Below are 13,539 nucleotides of genomic sequence, written 5' to 3' on the forward strand. Positions count from 1 at the left end.
GGACCTCTCACCCAAGGTGGTGTTCATGCGGCACTTCTTCGGGCTGCTCCTGGGCGTTGTCGTCGGGGCGGCTCTTCTCCTCGGTGGTGGATGGGCCTCCCAGGAGGCGGTCCGGGGAGCGGCCCAGAGCATCGACCCGGCCAAGGACACCCGCATGCTGATCGCCCTGGGCGTGATGGCCGTCGTGGGCCTGCTGCTCGGGCTGGTGCTGGTCGGCCGGGTGTCCCCGCTGGCGACGTTCGTCCCGTCGATGGCGCTGCTGGCCTGGACCGTGGTCTACGTCCTCGACGTGTCGCGTGCCGCGAGCCTCGTGCCCACCGGGCCGTCGGTGCAGGCCGAGCTGCTGCAGGCCGGCCGGGGCATGCTCACGTTGCTGTCCACCGGCGTGTACGGCCTGCTCGGCGTCGCGTTGTTCCTCCCGGTGCTCATGCCGTCCCGCTGGGCCGGTCGCGAGCGGGAAGAGGAGCAGGAGGAGGAGTACGAGGAGTCGCTCGGCTTCTGAGATAGAGCTCGGCCACCACGTCCTCGATCGACGCGCGTTCCGGCACCGTCGCGCGCAGGTCGTCCACCGTGCCGTCGAAGGCCAGCCGGCCGTGGTCGATCAGCAACACGCGGCGGCACAGCCGCTCCACGTCGCCCAGGTCGTGGGTGGTCAGCAGCACGGTCGTCCCGCGCTCGGCGTTCAGCCGGCGCAGGAAGTCGCGCACCTCCGCCTTGCTGACCACGTCGAGCCCGATCGTCGGCTCGTCGAGCACCAGCACGGCGGGATCGTGCAGTAGGGCGGCGGTGATGTCGCCCCGCATCCGCTGGCCCAGGCTGAGCTGGCGCACCGGCGTCCGCAGGAAGGCGCCCAGGTCGAGCAGGTCGCACAGCTCGTCCAGCCGCTCCCGGAACACCTTGCGATCTACTTTGTACAGGAGCCGGACCAGTTCCAGGCTGTCCCGCAGCGGCAGGTCCCACCACAGCGTCGTCCGCTGGCCGAAGACGACGCCGATCCTGCGGGCGAGAGCCGTACGCCGCCGGGAGGGGTCGAGACCGGCCACGGTGACCCGGCCCGAGGTCGGTGTGAGGATCCCGGTCAGCATCTTGATCGTGGTGGACTTGCCCGCGCCGTTCGGGCCGAGGAAGGCGGCGAACTCCCCGGCCGCGATGCGGAAGGACAGGTCCCGTACGGCGTGCACGACCCGGCGGCGGACCGTGAAGGTCCTGCCGACCCCGTCTGCCTCGATCACTGTTCAGCTCCCCGTCGATCGGTAGCGGCGGATCCCCGCCCGCCAGGCGAGCGCCGCGACGGCGGCCAGCGCGAGCGCGGCGGCGGGGGACAGCAAACCCGTCCAGGACGGCAGCCCGAGCGGGTCGGGCCGGCCGAGCACGAACAGGCCCGGCTGCCAGTTGACGAACGCCAGGGGCAGCACGAAGGTCAGCCCCCGGACGATGCGGGCGTCGTAGACGCTCAGCGGATACTGGTTGAGCATCGCCCCGCCGTAGGTGAGCGCGTTGGCCACCTCGGGGGCGTCGGTGAGCAGGAACTGCAGCGCGCCGCCCAGCGTGAACAACGCCGTGAAGATCACGGCCCCCGACGCCACCATGACGGGCACCATCCAGACGCGGCCGAGCGGGATCTCCAGCCGCGTCAGGGCCACGCCCAGCACCACGGCGGCCTGTACGGCCCGGCCGATCCGGTGCGGGGTGAAGCGGTCGGCCGCCACCTGCACGAAGAGCGACGCGGGCCGGATCAGCATGACGTCGAGGGTGCCTGCCCTGATGTGCTGGCTGATCCGGTCGACGTTGCCGAACAGCATGTCGGCGAGCGCGAAGGCCAGCTCCGACGCGCCGTACAGGAACATGACCTCGGCCAGGCCGAAGCCGGCCAGTGAGTCGGTGTTGGCGAAGATCACCCAGATCACCGCGATGTCGAGGCCGCCGACGACGAAGGCGCCCGCCGTCGTGAGCGCGAACGAGAGCCGGTACTGCGCCGCGGCCCGCGTCCAGGCCCAGGCGAGCAGCGCGTACGTCCTGATCACGACCGCTCAGCCACCCTGGATCACGACCTTCCTGCGGGCGGCACGGGTCATGAGCGCGCCCAGGGCCAGCAGGACGGCGGCCCACAGTGCCTGGAAGGCAAGGGCGCGGGCGGGCTCGGCCGTGCCGAGGTAGACGTCGGCGGGCACCTGGGCCATCGCCGACCACGGCAGCGCGCGGGCGAGTTCGCCGAACCACCCGGGGAAGATCGTCAGGGGCAGCATGAGCCCGCTGAAGAACGTGGTGAGCACCATGGACAGCGTCGCGAGGCCCCGGTCGTCCATGACCCAGCACGTCGCCAGCGCGATGATGTACCTCCACCCGAAGCTCACGACCACGCCGAGGGCGACGCTCGCGAGGAACGCGGCCGGCGCGCGCGGGGCGAGGATGCCGAACAGCGATGCGCCGACGAGGGCCGGCGGGGCGCCGCGGACGGCGAACAGGTACGCCGCCCGGCCCAGGTCCTCCGACAGGCACCACGCCTGCAGGGACGCCGGGCGGACCAGGTCGAGCGCGACGTCGCCGCTGCGAATCCGCTGCGGCAGGTCCAGGCCGCCGCCGAACAGCTGCATGGGCCCGATGAACGCCTGCGTGAGGAACGTGAAGGTCACCGCCGCCGCGACGTCGTACCCGCCGAGCCCCGGCCGGGCCTGCCACAGCGCGATCAGCACGTACGCGCGGAGCACCCCGAAGACGGTGTTGGTGAAGGCCCCGGCCAGCGCGGCGGCCCAGTAGGCCGCGTGCCTGCGGAAGCCGTACCAGGCGAGCCGCGGGTAGAGGGAGACGGCGGCGCCGTGGCCGGGGATCACCGGTCGGCGAGGCGGCGGACGAAGCGCAACCCCGACCACACCTCGTCCACGGCGCACACCTTGTTGTCCACCAGGCCCTCGCCGAGCCCGAAGGCGCGGACGAGGTCGCCGGACAGGTCGGTGGCGACGCCGCTCGCCTTCTTGGGCCAGCTCACCCAGAGCCCGCCGTCCCGGGCCAGGCGCTCGCGCGCCCGCGGGAACGCGGCCGCCAGCGCGGCCTTGTCGGGGCAGAAAATCACGATCACGTCATACGGCTCGGGATTTCCGTCGTCCCCTTCATCGCCGTCCATACGAATATTTTGCGGAGCGTTTACCAGCAGCACCCGGTGGCCGGGCTTGACACCGAGCTTCCGGGGCAGCTGAGCCCTCGAATATTCGTCCATGGGAGCCTCATGACCTCCAGCCGTTACCTGCTCGTAACACTGCTGTAAGCGGAGTGAAACATGCCAGCCGGTAGAACGGTTGACCTAATGGGGAATGTCCCTTTTGGGAGGCTTGCATGGAGCATGAGCTGAATGTAGACATCCGTCCGGAATATCCGGTCAGTTGGCAGGCGGCCGCGATCAACGGGGTTCTGCGGGGCACCATGAAGCCGATCTCCACCATTCTCGTGCGCAACACCAGGGGGATGGCCGTTGCCAGCCGCATCAGCTGCCTCGGCGAGCGGGTCCCGGGCATGCTCCCCAAGCACGTGTCCATCGTTCCAGACGGATTCGGCTCGTGCACCGGGGAATGGGTGCACGGCGGGACGGGCCTGGACGAGGGCAAGGTGGTGCTCTACTTCCACGGCGGCGCCTACTTCGTCTGCTCCCCGGCCACCCACCGGCCGATCACATGGCGGCTGTCGGCCGTCACCGGCCGCCCGGTGTTCTCGCTCGACTACCGCCAGGGGCCGGTCCACTCCCTCGCCGAGTCGCTGACGGACGCGCTCCAGGCGTACGAGTGCCTGCTCGACCTCGGATACGACGCCCAGGACATCGTGCTGGCCGGGGACTCCGCCGGAGGCCACCTCACCCTGGCCACGCTGCTGTCCCTGCGCGACCGCGGCATGCCCCTCCCCTCCGCCGGGATCTGCCTGTCCCCCTGGGCCGACCTCAGCTCCAGCCGCCGCCGCGCCAACGTCTGGGCGGACCCCATGCTCCCCGCCGGCCGTGTCGACTGGCTCGCCCGCCGCTGGACCGACGGCCTCGACTGCTTCGACCCCCTCGTGTCCCCCGTATACGGCGACTACACCGGGATCCCCCCGCTGATGATCGTCACCGGCTCCACCGAGGTCCTGCGCGACGAGGCCCGCCACGTCGCCCTCAGCGCCCGTGAGAACGGCGTGCAGGTGACCTACGAGGAGTGGAACCGCATGCCGCACATCTTCCCCCTCCTCGCCGACGTCCTCCCCGAGGGCCGCCTGTTCTTCGATCACGTCTCCCGCTTCCTCGACGCCGTCGACGTCCACCGCTCCGCCGCGGGCGCAGAGGCCGCGTAGGGGTCATTTTGGGGTCAATGGGACCAATGTGACCTGGGGTTTCTCCGGCTGACCTTACCTGGAGGTGCCATTGGGCTTACCTCTCATGCCGCTTGGCGCTAGTTGAGCGCGTGGCGCGTTCCAAGCGGCCACAGTGGCTGTGCGGCACTTCGAGAGAGGTAGCTTCCGTATGGCACGTGGCGGAACGGCCTTCCAGAACGGCATGCCTCCCGGTGTGCGCCCGCTGACCGTGGGCGACCCGGTCGTCGTCGGGCGCTACCTGCTGCTCGGCCGGCTGGGCAGCGGCGGAATGGGCGTGGTCTACCTGGCCGAGCATCCCGGCGGAGGGCAGGTCGCCCTGAAGACGCCGCATCCGATGCACCTGGGCGACCCCACGCTGCGGGCCCGGTTCGCCGAGGAGATCGCGCTCTCCCGCCGCGTGGTGCCGTTCTGCACGGCCGCCGTCATCGAGGACGGCTTCGACGGCGACCGGCCCTACCTCGTCACCGAGTACGTCCCCGGCCCCGCGCTCTCCCAGGTCATCGCCGCCCGGGGGCCGCTCACGCCCGACCTCGCGTACGGCGTGGCCCTCGGCACCGCCGCCGCGCTGGTGGCCACCCACGAGGCCGGGCTGGTCCACCGGGACCTGAAGCCCGGCAACGTGCTGCTGTCGCCGCGCGGGCCGTTCGTCATCGACTTCGGGATAGCCCGCGACCTCGACGTCGCGATGGCGCACACACAGGCCGGGCAGATCATGGGCAGCCCGGGCTGGGTGGCGCCCGAGCGGCTGCGGGGCCATCACGCCATCCCCGCCTCGGACGTCTTCTCCTGGGGCTGCCTGGTCGCGTTCGCGGCGACCGGGCAGCATCCGTTCGGCGCCGGCGACCTCGACGTGCTCACGCGGCGCATCCTGGTCGAGGAGCCCCGGATCGACGCCGTGCCGAAGCCGCTGTGGGACGGCGTGGCGGCGGCGCTGCGGCGGGAGCCGGCCGACCGCCCCGACGCGGCCGGGCTGCTCGCCTTCCTGCTCGCCGCGGGCGGGGTCCACGCGACCGCCGACCCCCGGCGCGCGGTCGCCGCCGTGCTCGACGAGATCTGGCAGCCCGTGCCCCACCCGGCGGGCACCGCCCCCGGCCGGGCTGCCGCACGCGGGGTGCGCACCCGGGCCGGCGCGGCGCGGGGAGCGGCACAGGGGACGGCACAGGGAGCGGCACAGGGCAGGGCGGCCCGGCGCCGCGCGGCGCGCTCGGGGGCGCAGATGTCCCACGCGGGCTTCACCGCGCTCGCCACCGTGACGATCGCCGCGATGACCGTGGTCGCGGCGGGCACCGGGGCGGCCCGCATGGAGAGCACGGCGGATCCGCCGCCCGCGCTGCCCGTGGTCGTCCCAGGCGAGGACGGCGCCCTGCCGCCGAAGGACAAGCTCGGCACCTCGCGGCCGCCGGTGGTGCCCATCGCGGACGCCGCCCGGCCCAGGGTGACCGTGACGGCCACCCGGACCATGCCGCCGCCCGGGACGGCGACCCCGGACGGCGAGCGGACCACCACGGTGCCCACGCCGCCGTCGGCCGGGGTGACGCTGCGCCCGCCGGCGGACGGGCACTGCGGCACCGGGCGGCCGAGGGACTGCCGCCCTGCCCGGCCGTCCCCGCCACCACAGCCCGGACAGTCCGGGCAGCCCGGGCACTCCGGACAGCCGGGGCACCCCGGGCAGGGCCATTCCCCGGCGCCGTCGACGGGGGTCACCGCCGAGCCGCAGTGGGGGGACGGAGAGTCGCCGCCGTCCAGCCCGCCCCCGCCGCCGGTGAGCGAGTCGCCCGGTGTGGTGTCCACCCTGGCGCCGTCCATCCCCTGACACGCCGTGGTGAGCAGGGACGCCCATGCAGCATGCTGTGTGCCCATGGACGTGATGGACGCAGCTCTCGAACTCGACGACGTGACCGTCCGCGTGGTCGGCCGGACCCTGGTGACCGGGGCCGACTGGCGGGTGGAGCACGGCCAGCACTGGGTGATCCTCGGCCCCAACGGCGCCGGGAAGACGACGATGCTCTCGGTCGCCGCGGCCGTACGCCACCCGAGCTCGGGGACGGCCACGGTGCTCGGGCGCCGGCTCGGCCGGGTCGACCTGCGGGAACTGCGCCGGAGCATCGGCCTGGTGGCGGCCAGTCAGCGGCTCGTGGACGAGTCGCTGCTGGAGGAGGAGGGCGCCACCGCGCTGACCGTCGTGCTCACCGGGCACACCGCGACGAGCGCGCCGTTGTGGGACCGGTACGGCGACGAGGAGCGGGAGCGGGCCCACCGGCTGCTGGCCGACCTCGGCTGCAAGGACCTCGCCGACCGGCGGTTCCAGGTGTGCTCGCAGGGGGAGCGGGCCCGGATCCGGGTGGCCAGGGCACTGATGGCCGACCCGGCGATCCTGCTTCTCGACGAGCCGTTCGCGGGTCTCGACCTGCCGGCGCGGGAGGACCTGATCGAGGCCCTGGAGGACCTGGCCCGCACCCGGCAGGGGCTCACGACCGTGATGGTCACGCACCACCTGGAGGAGGTGCCGGCCACCACCACGCACGCGCTGCTGATGCGGGACACCCGCATCGTCACCGCCGGTCCCGTGGAGGAGGTGCTCACCGGTCCGAACCTGTCGGACTGTTTCGGCCGGCGGCTGCGCATCGACTCGCTGGACGGCCGCTGGTACGCCCGCGCGCTGCGCGTCTGACACCGGCGCCGGGCACGGCGAGGCCCCGCCGCCGATCCGTCAGATCCCCGTGGGGGTGACCTGCGGATCGGCGGCGGGGCCGCCACCGACCTGTGTCCGCTGTGGTTAGTGAGCCCCGGCGAACTGTGCCTCCTCCGTCGAGCCCTTCAGGGCCGTCGTGGAGGAGTCCGGCGCGATGGCCGTGCTGACCAGGTCGAAGTATCCGGTGCCGACCTCCCGCTGGTGGCGGGTGGCGGTGTAGCCGCGCCGCTCGGCGGCGAACTCGGCCTCCTGGAGCCCGACGTACGCCGTCATGCCCTCCTCGGCGTAGCCGCTGGCCAGGTCGAACATCGAGTAGTTCAGCGAGTGGAAGCCGGCCAGGGTGATGAACTGGAACTTGTACCCCATGTGGCCCAGCTCGCGCTGGAACTTGGCGATCGTCGCGTCGTCGAGGTGCTTGCGCCAGTTGAACGACGGCGAGCAGTTGTAGGCCAGCATCTGGTCGGGGTACTCCCGCTTGATCGCCTCGGCGAACTCGCGGGCCACGTCGAGGTCGGGCGTGGAGGTCTCCATCCACAGCAGGTCGGCGTACGGCGCGTAGGCCAGGCCCCGGGCGATGCAGGCGTCGACGCCGTTGCGGACCCGGTAGAAGCCCTCGGCGGTGCGGTCACCGGTGCAGAAGGCGCGGTCGCGGGGGTCCACGTCGCTGGTCAGCAGCGTCGCGGCCTGGGCGTCGGTCCGCGCGATGACCAGAGAGGACACGCCCGCCACGTCGGCCGCGAGGCGGGCCGCGTTCAGGGTCTTGATGTGCTGGCCGGTGGGGATCAGCACCTTGCCGCCGAGGTGGCCGCACTTCTTCTCCGAGGCGAGCTGGTCCTCCCAGTGCACGCCCGCGGCGCCGGCCGCGATCATGGCCTTCATCAGCTCGAACGCGTTGAGCACGCCGCCGAAGCCGGCCTCGGCGTCGGCCACGATGGGCGCCAGCCAGTGCGGGGCCCCCTCGTCGCCCTCGGCCCAGCTGATCTGGTCGGCCCGCAGCAGCGCGTTGTTGATCCGGCGGACCACGGCGGGGACCGAGTTGGCCGGGTAGAGGCTCTGGTCGGGGTAGGTGTGGCCGCTGAGGTTGGCGTCGGCCGCCACCTGCCAGCCCGACAGGTAGATGGCCTTGAGGCCCGCCTTCACCTGCTGGACCGCCTGGTTGCCGGTCAGCGCGCCCAGGGCGTGGACGTAGTCCTCGTGGTGCAGGAGATCCCACAGGCGCTCCGCGCCGAGCCTTGCCAGCGTGTGCTCCTCCTGCACCGAGCCGCGCAGTCGGACGACGTCCTCGGCCGTGTAGCTCCGCTCGACGTTGCTCCATCGCGGATTGGTGTTCCAGTCCTGCTGCAGCCGCTGGGCGGCGGCGGTGAGGCGGTCCGACATCTCCGGTCACTCCCTTGTTGCGTACGTTGTCGTCACCTGGGGCTTGCTTCCGAGTTTGTGTCGATATCAAGACACTCACAAGGCGACACCAGCAGAAAGAACTTCAAAATTTCTGGAGCAAGCAAGACTGACGGGTATTTAGAGGTGAAGAAACGCGAAGTTTTCGATGTGGACTAGACCAATCCGTGTGAGGTGGATCACGTGCTGCTGGAAGAAACACCGATTTTCCGCATAAGATCGGGTCATGACCTCCGTCCTGGGCGAAGAACCGCTGTCTTTGACGCACGAGCTCGATCTCCTGGCCTTCGGCCAGCGGCTCAAGCACCTGCGCAAGCAACGCGGTCTCACGCTCTCCGAGCTCGGCGACCGCGTCGGGCGCGCGCCCAGCCAGCTGTCGCTGCTGGAGAACGGCAAGCGCGAGCCCAAGCTCTCGCTGCTGAAGTCGCTGGCCGCCGCGCTGAACGTGCCGGTGGAGGAGCTGCTGCGCAGGCAGGCGCCGAACCGGCGGGCCCAGCTCGAGATCGCCCTGGAGGAGGCCCAGCGCGACCCGCTCTACGCGGGGCTCGGACTGAGCCGCCTGAAGGTCTCCGCTCGGGTGCCCAACGACGTGCTGGAGCACATCCTCGGCCTGTTCGAGGAGCTCAAGGCCAGGGAGGCGAAGGGGACGGCCACGCCGGAGGAGGCGCGGGCCGCCAACGCCGAGCTGCGGCGCAAGCAGCGCGAGCTGGGCAACTACTTCGAGGAGATCGAGAAGGCCGCCGCCGAGGCCCTGACCGCCGTCGGCTACCGGACCGGCGCGCTGTCGGAAAGCACCGTCCAGGCGCTGGTGTCGCACTTCGGGTTCGCCGTGCACACCGCGCCCGACCTGCCGCGTTCGGCGCGTTCGGTGACCGACCTGCGCAACCGGCGCATCTACGTCAAGCGCCAGCAACTGGGCATGCACACGCCGCGGACCGTGCTGCTGCAGACGCTCGGGCACATCGCGCTCCAGCACCACAAGCCGCGCGACTTCGCCGACTTCCTGCGCCAGCGGGTGGAGGCCAACTACTTCGCCGCGGCCGTCCTCGTCCCCGAGGCGGCGGCCGTGCCGTACCTGCGGGAGGCCAAGCAGGACAAGGCGCTGTCGGTGGAGGACCTGCGCGACGTGTTCGCGGTGTCGTACGAGATGGCGGCGCACCGGTTCACCAACCTGGCCACCCGCCACCTCGACCTGGTGTGCCACTTCGTCCGCAACGACGCCGGCGGGATCATCTACAAGGCGTACGAGAACGACGGGATCGTCTTCCCCGCCGACGAGCAGGGCGCGATCGAGGGGCAGCGACTGTGCCAGCAGTGGTCGGGCCGCCAGGTCTTCCTCTCACCCGACCGGTTCTCGCTGTACTACCAGTACTCCGACTCGCCCACCGGCACGTACTTCTGCGTCGCGCACGTGGACCCGTCACAGGAGAAGGACTTCGCGATCACGCTGGGCGTGCCGTACCGGGAGTCGCGGTGGTTCCGGGGACGCGAGACCACCCACCGCACCAAGTCGAACTGCCCCAACGGCGAGTGCTGCCGCCGCCCTCCGGCCGAGCTCGCGCAGCGCTGGGAGGGCTACGCCTGGCCGTCGGCGCGCGCCAACTCCCACGTGCTGGCCGCGCTGCCGCCCGGGTCGTTCCCCGGCGTCGACGAGGCCGACGTGTACGCGTTCCTGGAGCGCCACGCCGCCCACGGCTGAGCGGTCCCGGTGTACGCCCCGTGCTGATCGCCTCCTCCGGCCGCCGCATAAGGTGATGCCAGTGAAGCCGGCGGACAGGGGGAGGACGGGCGTGCTGCCTGAGGTGGAGGCCTGGCTGAGTCGGCGTACCTCGTCGGCGGCCGACTGGCCGGCCCGCGCCCTGCTGTCCGCCAAGGGAGACGCCTCGATCTCGGTGGTGCTGCCCGCGAGGAACGAGGAGGAGACGGTCGGGGAGATCGTCTCGGCCGTGCGCCGTGACCTCGTCGAGGCCGTGCCGCTCGTGGACGAGCTGGTCGTGATCGACTCCCGGTCGTCGGACGACACGGCGGCCCGGGCCTTACGCGCCGGGGCGAAGGTCTTCGCGCAGGACGAGATCCTGCCCGAGCTGCACGATCCTCGCTACGACGGCAAGGGCGAGGCGCTGTGGAAGTCCCTCGCGGTGACCACCGGCGACCTGGTGGTGTTCGTCGACGCGGACCTGCGCGAGTTCCGGACCTCGTTCGTGACCGGCCTGCTCGGGCCGCTGCTGACCGACCCCGCGGTCGGATACGTGAAGGCGTGCTACGACCGGCCGCTGCTCGGCGCGGCGGAGCCGAACGCCGGGGGCAGGGTCACCGAGCTGGTCGCCCGGCCGCTGCTCAACCTGCACTGGCCGCTGCTCGCCGGGTTCGTGCAGCCTCTCGCGGGCGAGTACGCCGGCCGCCGCGCGGTTCTCGAACGGGTGCCGTTCGTCACCGGGTACGGCGTGGAGCTGGGGCTCCTCATCGACCTGCTGGACCTGGTGGGGCTCGACGCACTCGCGCAGGTCGATCTGGGCCGCAGAGTCCACTCCCACCAGTCGACCGAGGCGCTCGGCGGGATGGCCGGGCAGATCATGCACACCGCCTGGGCGCGGCTGGAGCGCCAGAACAAGATCGTCCCGTTGCACGAGCCGTCCGCGCGGCTCGTCCAGTTCGAACGCGGCCCCACCGGGCACCGCCCGCTGACGCGGCACGTCGGAGTGGCCGAGCGCCCGCCGATGGCCACGGTCCCGCAGTACGCGTCCCGATTGCGCTGACCGGCTCCCGCCGAGGTGTTACCGTTGGTAACACTTGAAGGAGAGGAGAGCCTGAGATGACCTTCTGCCCCGAGTTGAACGACGACGTCCGCGAGGTGCGCGACTGGGTCCGCGAGTTCGCCAGGGACGTCGTCCGCCCGGCGGGTGCGGAGTGGGACGAGCGTGAGGAGACGCCCTGGCCGGTCATCCAGGAGGCCGCCAAGATCGGACTGTACTCGCTCGACTTCTTCGCGCAGCAGTGGTTCGAGGAGTCGGGGCTCGGCCTGCCCGTGGCGTTCGAGGAGTTGTTCTGGGGGGACGCCGGCATCGGCCTGTCGATCGTGGGCACCGGCCTGGCCGCCGCATCCATCGCCGCGAACGGCACCCCCGAGCAGATGGGGGAGTGGCTGCCCCAGATGTTCGGCACTCCCGACGACGTCAAGCTCGGGGCGTTCTGCTCCTCCGAGCCGGACGCCGGCAGCGACGTCGGCGCGATCAGGACGCGGGCCGTCTACGACGAGGCCAAGGACGAGTGGGTCATCAACGGCGTGAAGACCTGGGCCACCAACGGCGGCATCGCCAACGTCCACGTCGTCGTGGCCTCGGTCGACCCGTCCCTGGGCACCCGGGGTCAGGCGTCCTTCGTGGTCCCGCCTGGCACGCGGGGTCTGTCCCAGGGGCAGAAGTTCAAGAAGCACGGCATCCGCGCCTCCCACACCGCCGAGGTCGTCCTGGAGGACGTACGGGTGCCGGGGCGGTGCCTGGTGGGCGGCAAGGAGAAGCTCGACGAGCGGCTCGCGCGGGTGCGCGCCGGCGCGCGCTCGGGCGAGCAGGCCGCGATGCGGACCTTCGAGACCACCCGCCCCCTCGTCGCCGCGATGGCCGTCGGCGTCGCCCGCGCGGCCTTCGAGTACGCCCGCGACTACGCCCGCGAGCGCGAGCAGTTCGGCCGCAAGATCGGGGAGAACCAGGCCGTCGCCTTCCTGCTGGCCGACATGGCCACCCGCGTGGACGTCGCCCGCTTCATGACGTGGCGGGCCGCGTGGATGGCCCGCCACGGCCGGCGGTTCGAGCAGGCCGAAGGGTCGATGAGCAAACTGGTCGCGAGCGAGACGGCCGTCTGGGTGAGCGAGCAGGCCATCCAGATCCTCGGCGGCGCCGGCTACACCCGCGAGCACCCGGTCGAGCGCTTCCACCGCGACGCCAAGATCTTCACCATCTTCGAGGGCACCAGCGAGATCCAGCGCCTCATCATCGGCCGCTCCGTCACCGGCCTGCCCGTCCGCTGAGGCGCCTGTCAGATGAGTGTTGACCAGGGCACCTGGGCCAACCGGGTCCGTGGCCTCGTGCTGGGCCTCGCACTGGGCGAAAGCTTGAGCCGTGGCGCGGTGCCCGCGTCCGGGCCCATCCGGGCGGGGGTCAGCACGCAGCTGGCGGCCTTCACGATCGACGGCGTCATCCGGGCGTCGGTCCGCGCGGCGCACAAGGGCATCTGTCACCCGCCGTCGGTGGTGTGGCACGCCTACTGCCGATGGGCCGCACTGCAGGGCATCGAGGTGTACGACCAGAATCGGCAGTGGTCGGACGGATCGGAGCACTGGCCGGATGGATGGCTCGCCGGCGTGCCGCTACTGAGGGAGCGGCGCGGGTCCGCACCCGCCACCGTCAAGGCACTGAACCAGCCGGAACAGGGCACCACTCGCCGGCCGGCCACGCACAGCCGCGGCTGCCATGCCCTCACCCGATCGCTGCCGCTGGCCGCCCTGTCCCGGACGATGAGTGCGGACCAGCTCGCGGATCTCGCCCGCGACGTGGCCGCGCTGACTCACGGCGACCCGCGCGCGTACGAGGCGACGGCGGCGGCTGTGATCCTGACCTGGCGGTGCCTGTCCACTCGTTCTCTGGATGAAGCGGCGGAGCCCGATGCCGACCGGCCCTGGCCGCCGGACGTGGGGACGTTCCTCGGTGAGGCTCGTGCGGTCCTCGCCCAGGCCCGGCATACTCCCCGGCAGAAGGCCCAGCTGGCGCGGATCGCACCCGATGCCACCGCGCCATCCGCTTTCCTCGGCGGCGTGTACGTCGCGGCGTCCTGCTCCGAGCCGGCCGAGGCGATGGAGGCGCTCACCTTCGCCGCCACGGCGCCCGACGGTGATTCCGTCGCCGCCGTCGCCGGCGCCGTGCTCGGAGCCCTGCACGGCGTCGACGTGTGGCCGGTCGAGCTCCTCAGCAGGCTGGAGTCGGCCTGGGTCATGGACACCCTCGCACGTGACCTGGTGTCGGAGGTGACCGACAGCCCGGGCGGCAGCGAGTACACGCCTCCGGAGGACCCGTTCTGGCTCGACCGCTACCCGGGGTGGTGATCTCGCCGGGCGAGAAGGCCTGCGG

At 71.8% G+C, this 13,539-nt stretch carries 13 protein-coding genes; 8 read left to right on the top strand and 5 right to left on the bottom strand.

Going from position 1 to position 13,539, the window contains the following annotated elements; all coding sequences use genetic code 11:
• Positions 1–25 precede the first annotated feature (25 nt).
• Entirely contained in the window at positions 26–502 is a 477-nt protein-coding gene (locus tag HHX41_RS09735; protein WP_182905635.1) for a hypothetical protein, read from the top strand.
• Here the strand turns inward: HHX41_RS09735 and HHX41_RS09740 are convergent.
• Genes HHX41_RS09740 through HHX41_RS09755 form a run of 4 tightly spaced genes read right to left on the bottom strand, consistent with a single transcriptional unit; the run spans position 426 to position 3,121 of the window.
• The gene (locus HHX41_RS09740; protein WP_169982440.1) at positions 426–1,232 is read right to left on the bottom strand and encodes an ATP-binding cassette domain-containing protein; all 807 of its coding nucleotides are present in this window, start codon (positions 1,230–1,232) and stop codon (positions 426–428) included. The two genes, HHX41_RS09735 and HHX41_RS09740, sit on opposite strands and share 77 nt — an antisense overlap.
• 3 nt (positions 1,233–1,235) lie before the next feature.
• Positions 1,236–2,024, bottom strand: a complete 789-nt coding sequence (locus HHX41_RS09745) for an ABC transporter permease (RefSeq protein ID WP_182905636.1) — start codon at positions 2,022–2,024, stop codon at positions 1,236–1,238.
• 6 nt (positions 2,025–2,030) lie between these two features.
• Positions 2,031–2,831, bottom strand: a complete 801-nt coding sequence (locus HHX41_RS09750; protein ID WP_310741887.1) for an ABC-2 family transporter protein — start codon at positions 2,829–2,831, stop codon at positions 2,031–2,033.
• Positions 2,828–3,121 (bottom strand): hypothetical protein, encoded by a 294-nt coding sequence (locus tag HHX41_RS09755; protein WP_220503879.1) that lies wholly within the window; start codon positions 3,119–3,121, stop codon positions 2,828–2,830. The genes HHX41_RS09750 and HHX41_RS09755 overlap by 4 nt, the downstream gene beginning before the upstream one ends.
• A 209-nt stretch (positions 3,122–3,330) precedes the next feature.
• On the opposite strand from HHX41_RS09755, the gene HHX41_RS09760 reads away from it, so the two are divergent.
• From HHX41_RS09760 to HHX41_RS09770, 3 genes are all read left to right on the top strand, one after another.
• Positions 3,331–4,311, top strand: coding sequence for an alpha/beta hydrolase (locus tag HHX41_RS09760; protein WP_182905638.1), 981 nt, complete (start codon positions 3,331–3,333; stop codon positions 4,309–4,311).
• Positions 4,312–4,480: 169 nt separating this feature from the next.
• The gene (locus HHX41_RS09765; protein WP_182905639.1) at positions 4,481–6,145 is read left to right on the top strand and encodes a serine/threonine-protein kinase; all 1,665 of its coding nucleotides are present in this window, start codon (positions 4,481–4,483) and stop codon (positions 6,143–6,145) included.
• 45 nt (positions 6,146–6,190) lie between these two features.
• Entirely contained in the window at positions 6,191–7,003 is an 813-nt protein-coding gene (locus HHX41_RS09770; RefSeq protein WP_169982445.1) for an ABC transporter ATP-binding protein, read from the top strand.
• A 105-nt stretch (positions 7,004–7,108) separates the two neighbouring features.
• Here the strand turns inward: HHX41_RS09770 and aceA are convergent, their stop codons facing one another.
• On the bottom strand, positions 7,109–8,401 hold the full coding sequence (gene aceA / locus HHX41_RS09775; protein ID WP_169982446.1) for an isocitrate lyase: 1,293 nt from the start codon (positions 8,399–8,401) through the stop codon (positions 7,109–7,111).
• A gap of 244 nt (positions 8,402–8,645) precedes the next feature.
• Between aceA and HHX41_RS09780 the strand changes: the two genes are divergently transcribed.
• From HHX41_RS09780 to HHX41_RS09795, 4 genes are all read left to right on the top strand, one after another.
• Positions 8,646–10,118: a helix-turn-helix domain-containing protein gene (locus tag HHX41_RS09780; protein WP_249350017.1), complete on the top strand. Its 1,473-nt coding sequence runs from the start codon at positions 8,646–8,648 to the stop codon at positions 10,116–10,118.
• Positions 10,119–10,209: 91 nt separating this feature from the next.
• Positions 10,210–11,175, top strand: coding sequence for a glucosyl-3-phosphoglycerate synthase (locus tag HHX41_RS09785; RefSeq protein ID WP_182905640.1), 966 nt, complete (start codon positions 10,210–10,212; stop codon positions 11,173–11,175).
• A gap of 56 nt (positions 11,176–11,231) precedes the next feature.
• The gene (locus HHX41_RS09790) at positions 11,232–12,443 is read left to right on the top strand and encodes an acyl-CoA dehydrogenase family protein (protein WP_169982448.1); all 1,212 of its coding nucleotides are present in this window, start codon (positions 11,232–11,234) and stop codon (positions 12,441–12,443) included.
• Positions 12,444–12,455: 12 nt separating this feature from the next.
• Complete coding sequence (locus tag HHX41_RS09795; protein WP_182905641.1) at positions 12,456–13,514, top strand: ADP-ribosylglycohydrolase family protein; 1,059 nt, start codon at positions 12,456–12,458, stop codon at positions 13,512–13,514.
• Positions 13,515–13,539 lie beyond the last annotated feature (25 nt).

It is taken from the genome of Microbispora sp. H13382, assembly GCF_014161445.1.
Classification (GTDB): Bacteria; Actinomycetota; Actinomycetes; order Streptosporangiales; family Streptosporangiaceae; genus Microbispora.

Excerpts from the sequence above, each read along its gene's own strand:
- HHX41_RS09735 (WP_182905635.1), top strand. The coding sequence starts at position 26 with ATGCGGCACTTCTTCGGGCTGCTCCTGGGCGTTGTCGTCGGGGCGGCT.
- HHX41_RS09755 (WP_220503879.1), bottom strand. The coding sequence starts at position 3,121 with ATGGACGGCGATGAAGGGGACGACGGAAATCCCGAGCCGTATGACGTG.
- HHX41_RS09760 (WP_182905638.1), top strand. The coding sequence starts at position 3,331 with ATGGAGCATGAGCTGAATGTAGACATCCGTCCGGAATATCCGGTCAGT.
- HHX41_RS09765 (WP_182905639.1), top strand. The coding sequence starts at position 4,481 with ATGGCACGTGGCGGAACGGCCTTCCAGAACGGCATGCCTCCCGGTGTG.
- HHX41_RS09770 (WP_169982445.1), top strand. The coding sequence starts at position 6,191 with ATGGACGTGATGGACGCAGCTCTCGAACTCGACGACGTGACCGTCCGC.
- aceA (WP_169982446.1), bottom strand. The coding sequence starts at position 8,401 with ATGTCGGACCGCCTCACCGCCGCCGCCCAGCGGCTGCAGCAGGACTGG.
- HHX41_RS09780 (WP_249350017.1), top strand. The coding sequence starts at position 8,646 with ATGACCTCCGTCCTGGGCGAAGAACCGCTGTCTTTGACGCACGAGCTC.
- HHX41_RS09790 (WP_169982448.1), top strand. The coding sequence starts at position 11,232 with ATGACCTTCTGCCCCGAGTTGAACGACGACGTCCGCGAGGTGCGCGAC.
- HHX41_RS09795 (WP_182905641.1), top strand. The coding sequence starts at position 12,456 with ATGAGTGTTGACCAGGGCACCTGGGCCAACCGGGTCCGTGGCCTCGTG.